The 5,072-nt window shown below is 39.9% G+C and carries 5 protein-coding genes and 1 pseudogene; 3 read left to right on the forward strand and 3 right to left on the reverse strand.

The window, feature by feature from the left end:
• The first annotated feature begins 51 nt into the window (after nucleotides 1-51).
• Nucleotides 52-2,031 (forward strand): ATP-binding cassette domain-containing protein, encoded by a 1,980-nt coding sequence (locus IQ230_RS25860; RefSeq protein ID WP_193935049.1) that lies wholly within the window; start codon nucleotides 52-54, stop codon nucleotides 2,029-2,031.
• A gap of 14 nt (nucleotides 2,032-2,045) precedes the next feature.
• Here IQ230_RS25860 and IQ230_RS25865 read toward each other — a convergent pair whose 3' ends face one another.
• Nucleotides 2,046-2,498, reverse strand: coding sequence for a DUF29 domain-containing protein (locus IQ230_RS25865; protein WP_193935050.1), 453 nt, complete (start codon nucleotides 2,496-2,498; stop codon nucleotides 2,046-2,048).
• 96 nt (nucleotides 2,499-2,594) lie between these two features.
• Between IQ230_RS25865 and IQ230_RS25870 the strand changes: the two genes are divergently transcribed.
• Nucleotides 2,595-3,110, forward strand: coding sequence for a GNAT family N-acetyltransferase (locus IQ230_RS25870; protein WP_193935051.1), 516 nt, complete (start codon nucleotides 2,595-2,597; stop codon nucleotides 3,108-3,110).
• A complete protein-coding gene (locus IQ230_RS25875; protein WP_193935052.1) occupies nucleotides 3,082-4,182 on the forward strand; it encodes an ABC transporter permease in 1,101 nt (366 codons plus the stop codon). The genes IQ230_RS25870 and IQ230_RS25875 overlap by 29 nt, the downstream gene beginning before the upstream one ends.
• Before the next feature lie 66 nt (nucleotides 4,183-4,248).
• Here IQ230_RS25875 and IQ230_RS25880 read toward each other — a convergent pair whose 3' ends face one another.
• Nucleotides 4,249-4,503, reverse strand: a complete 255-nt coding sequence (locus IQ230_RS25880; RefSeq protein WP_265576265.1) for a DUF5615 family PIN-like protein — start codon at nucleotides 4,501-4,503, stop codon at nucleotides 4,249-4,251.
• 466 nt (nucleotides 4,504-4,969) lie between these two features.
• Nucleotides 4,970-5,072, reverse strand: a pseudogene (locus IQ230_RS25885) (IS5/IS1182 family transposase); the annotation flags it as partial.

Consider the following 5,072-nt stretch of genomic DNA (forward strand, 5'->3'; position numbering starts at 1 on the left):
GGTGAGGGGTGAGAGAAAGATTAGTATAAATGGCAAGATTTCATTAATTTAATGACAGCGAGTACAATTACACAAGATCCGACGACAGAATTAGTCATTCAAGTTGAAGGACTAAAGAAACGCTATGGCAAATTGGTAGCAGTTCGCGGTATTGATTTTACAGTTCGCCAAGGAGAAATTTTTGGTTTAATTGGACCTGATGGCGCGGGAAAAACGACAACGTTTCATATTCTTGCTGGAGTCATGGAAGCAAGTGAAGGTGCTGTCCAAGTACTGGGGCTACCTCCTCGCGATGCAAGGTTAGATATTGGTTACTTAACGCAGCAATTTTCGCTTTATCTCGATTTGAGTATTGATGAAAATCTCAGCTACAGTGCAGGCTTACGTAAAATTCCTTCAGATTTATTGCAACAACGCCGGAATAAGTATCTCAAATTGATGGGATTAGAACGCTTTGGCGATCGCCTTGCAGGACAACTTTCGGGAGGAATGAAGCAGAAATTGGCGCTTTGTTGTGCATTAGTGTCTCAACCGCAGATTTTACTTTTAGATGAACCAACGACAGGTGTCGATCCTGTATCGCGACGAGAATTTTGGGATGTCCTTGCAACTTTAGCAAATGAAGGTGTGACAATTATTGTAGCAACACCCTATCTTGATGAAGCAGAACGTTGCAATCGCATTGCTTTGATGTATGAAGGGCAAATTCAGCAAATTGGGACGCTCAAACAACTACGAGATGATTTAGGCTTAGAACGTTTAGAAGTGCGTACAGAGAACTTGCAAGTCCTCGAAGCCGCAGAGAAAATTTTACTATCCATTAATGGAGAATCAGATCCACGCATCGATGTTATTCATCCTGAACAAACTTATAATGCGATCGCAGATGTGCAAAGTTTTGGCGATCGCCTCGATGTTTTAGTCCCGAACGTTCAAAAAGGTGAAGCACAAGTCCGCAGGCTGTTGAATCAAAACAATATACTGTTAGACACGATTGAGACTGGCGAAGCCACCTTAGAAAACGTCTTTGTCACGCGCTTACGCGCTGCAGGTTCCGATCCGCCGTTTATTCCCTTTCCCAAAGTGGGGCGAAAGAATACCGTCTCTACTTCATCAGTGGCGATCGGTGCGAGAGATCTACGCAAAGTTTTTGGTAACTTTCAAGCAGTTAAGGGAGTCAATTTAGAAATTCGCTACGGGGAAATTTATGGATTACTGGGGGCGAATGGTGCGGGTAAAACAACCACAATTAAGATGTTATGTGGATTGCTAGAACCAAGTAGCGGTAAGATTTCGCTAGCAGGACAAACGCAGAATTTACGAAGCAATCAGCTGCGGCGGCGTATTGGTTACATGAGCCAAAAGTTTACGCTGTATGATGACTTGAGCATTGTGCAAAATTTGGAATTTTATTGTGGAGTGTATGGAGTTTCGCGGCGATTCCGACGCGATCGCATCGACTGGGTGTTAGAAACTTGTGGCTTGGTAGGTCAAGAAGATATGATAACTGGGCAATTACCTGGTGGTTGGAAGCAGCGAGTTGCGTTCGGGGCTTCGGTAATGCACGAACCAGAGATCTTATTTCTTGATGAACCCACATCCGGCGTCGATCCGCTGGCAAGGCGACAATTTTGGCGCTTAATTGAAGATTTTGCCCGCAACGGAACTGCAATATTGGTAACAACACACTATCTAGAAGAAGCCGAACACTGCAACCGCATGGGTTTTCTAGTCGCTGGTGAAGTTGTCAGGCAAGGTTCACCCAGTCAAATCAAAGCTGAACAACCAGGTCAACTTTTAGAAGTCATTACTGATAATACACAAGTTGCATCGAATTTACTCAAAACGCAACTCGAACCTTGGCGTGTATCAATTTTTGGCGAGAAACTTCACGTTGTTCTCGATCATCCAAAAGAAATTTCTCAACTTCGTTCAACTTTAAAGAAGGAAAAATTGCAGATTCACTCGCTTCGCCCGATTCCCTTTTCTCTAGAAGATGCATTTATCGGTATTGTGCAACGTGCAAGTTAGAGTAGCAAGTAATCTTACTCCGGTAGAAATTCATCATTTACTACTTCTGTCAACTCATATAGACATTCGATCGGAAAGGTTTCTAGAGGTAAACCAGTTTCTGCTTTTGCTTGCTTGACTGCTTCTGTATAAGCTTCAGCAAAGATGCTTTCAAAATAAGACTTAAGGCTAGGAGATTCTTTGAGTGATTTTTTAATTCGCCTGCGATGCTCAATGATACTGCTTTCCCAACTACCACTTCTGTATTCAGGTTGATATTGCCATTTGAGTAAGTGAAGCAAAACTACAATCAAATTACTTTCTAAACTTCTGCATTCACTCCTCCCCATATCTTCAATCTCCTCGATCAAATTCTCCCAGTCCACATTTTCATAGTTCTGACTCCGTAATTTTTTTACAGTCGTCTCGATCCATTGCAAATAATCTGTTTCGTACAGCGTTTGGTAATCAGATTTGAAAGAATGCATAGGGTTTTATTAGAATTTTATGACAATAAGCAAAAATACAACCGTATTAAATATTCTTAATTGTAACGAAGCGATCGCCTGCTAGTGTTCAGAATTATGCATAAAAAACCACAGAAAAATATTACAGTGCGCAAAGCTAAGTTAGAAGATGCTGAAGCTATTTGCAATGTTCATCGTGTATCTGTACGCACATTATGTACAAAGGATTATACACCTAAGCAAATTGAAGCCTGGGTTGGTAAATCTGAGCCTGACAATTTTCGCAAAGCACTAGTCGAAAGAGGTGAAACAATATTTGTTGCTGAAATTGAGGAATTAATTGCTGGCTTTTCTTCTTTATTTAAAGATGAGATATATGCTGTCTACGTTCATCCTGAATACACTCGTCGAGGAGTAGGTACCCGACTTCTAAATGCTGTAGAAAAAGAAGCAATATTTCAACCTATCAAAAAGCTCAAGCTTGTATCATCAACAACGGCTCAACCTTTTTATCAAGCAAATGGCTATCAAGTTGTTGAACACTCATTTCATACCTTGCCTTCTGGCATCCAAATTCCTTGCGTTTACATGGAAAAGTCTCTAAATGAAACGGATTTTAACACAGTGTATTAAAGAGCTGGCACAATTTCGACGCGATCGCCTCACGGTTGCATTAGCAATTTTGTTACCTTTAGCAACTTTGTTTATCTTTGGTTTTGCCATTCGTTTAGAGGCAACAAATATTCCAATTGTCATTCAAGACTTAAATAATAGTCCTCTCAGTCGCAGTTATATTGAACAATTAATGGCAACAAATCAGTTTCAGCTTATGCGCTGGGATAATAATGTCATGGCTGCATTAGAAAGAGGAACTGCCAAAGCGGGCGCAATCATTCCTCCTGATTTTGACTCACAAATTAACTTAAATCAGCCTACTACCGTACAAGTATTAATTGATGGTACTGATGCCAATAATGCAAGAATTATTCAGAACTCTTTTAGAGCTACCACTAATGCTTTTTTACAAACTGCTGACTTACAACAAAGACAACCTAATATAGTCGCCAGAATTCGGCTGTGGTTTAACCCAGGACGCAAAGAATCATTATATATTGTCCCTGGAGTTTATGGAGTAATTTTGTGGATTTATCCGTCATTGTTGGCGGCGATCGCAATGGTGCGCGAAAAAGAACGCGGGACAATTTTGCAAGTTTATGCTTCTAGCCTCAGTGCTGCCGAATTATTATTAGGAAAGGGACTTGCTTATTTTATTATTGGTATTGCTCAAGCAATTGTAATTATTGGTCTTGGTTCATTATTATTTCAATTAAGTTTTGCTGTTGAACCAAGTGTTTTTATTCTCGGAACTTTACTTTATTTATGGACAAGTGTATTGTTTGGTTTACTCATTGGAGTTAGAGCTAGTAATCAAAATGCAGCTGTGCAAGGAGTTGCTACTATCGGTTTTCTTACCTCACTTTTGTTATCTGGTTTCATTTACCCTTTAAGTAATATTCCTTTCCCACTTTCATTGATTTCTAGTATTTTGCCTGCTCGATATTACATAGAACTTAGTCGCGATGCCTTTGTACGAGGTACAGGTTGGGTAGGAGTTTGGTTGATTCCTCTTGTTCTCATATTTATTAGTTTACTACTCTTTAATGCTGCAAGAAGAGTATTAAGTAAAATGCAGTTACTAGACTAATTAAGTTTATGATGTGAATTATAGCTTCATTGATTATTTTGCCAAAAACGTAATGAGTACATTGTTTTAATATCTCCATTGATTAAGAACAACAAACCGATTCCGAAGTACATATTCTGCTGTCTCTAAATTTTTGATTGCTTTCACAATCTCCCCATAACTCATATTCTTAGCTAGATCAGAATCTTGGTAAACTGCTAAAATTCCTGAATGCATTGAGTTAGTCTGATGCAAATCGTGAAAGTCATTACAATTACGTGTAAGTAGCACTCGCTGATCTTGTCTAGTAGCATCTAGTACAACTGAGTCTGGACGATTCATCAAGTCTATTGCATTGACTGTGTAACGACATCATGTCCTGCCGCTTGAAGAAGTTCAACTAAATACTTCGCTTGAGAATCTTCATCAAGCAACATTCGTAGGCTCAAGTGAAACCACTTTTACTTCCAACCGATAACGTTCTTCACCTGCTTCCAATTTCAATAACTCTTGATGACTCTCGCAGTATTGAATAACTTCACAAATAGCAGCCAATGGTAAATTCCAATTTTCGACTGCTTGCTCTGGTGATAGACGAATATATTACTGTACATTCAAGTTTGACGGATTCTCATCAAGGTCTTGTCTCTCGCTGCTGGTAAGCAAGCTTCAAGAACTGCCTTTGCCATTAACTCGCTTGGCACAACGGTTGAACTCACCGGACGGGGATAATCTTTGCAACTCAACAGATAACCTACGCTCAGTTCCAGTGCAATGATTTGTTAGAGGATGTCTGAAAAGTCAAAGACTATACCAATCGTCTCAACATAAGACGAATCATCGCAACTTGAATCATCGCCTCAGAAGTGGCAGGTAAAACCTCATAATCTTTGCTCAGTCTCCGACACCAG

This window comes from Gloeocapsopsis crepidinum LEGE 06123, assembly GCF_015207655.1.
Classification (GTDB): Bacteria; Cyanobacteriota; Cyanobacteriia; order Cyanobacteriales; family Chroococcidiopsidaceae; genus Gloeocapsopsis; species Gloeocapsopsis crepidinum.

Bases quoted from the DNA above. Each gene is read 5' to 3' on its own strand.
- IQ230_RS25860 (WP_193935049.1), top strand. From the start codon at position 52: ATGACAGCGAGTACAATTACACAAGATCCGACGACAGAATTAGTCATT.
- IQ230_RS25865 (WP_193935050.1), bottom strand. From the start codon at position 2,498: ATGCATTCTTTCAAATCTGATTACCAAACGCTGTACGAAACAGATTAT.
- IQ230_RS25870 (WP_193935051.1), top strand. From the start codon at position 2,595: ATGCATAAAAAACCACAGAAAAATATTACAGTGCGCAAAGCTAAGTTA.
- IQ230_RS25875 (WP_193935052.1), top strand. From the start codon at position 3,082: ATGAAACGGATTTTAACACAGTGTATTAAAGAGCTGGCACAATTTCGA.
- IQ230_RS25880 (WP_265576265.1), bottom strand. From the start codon at position 4,503: ATGAATCGTCCAGACTCAGTTGTACTAGATGCTACTAGACAAGATCAG.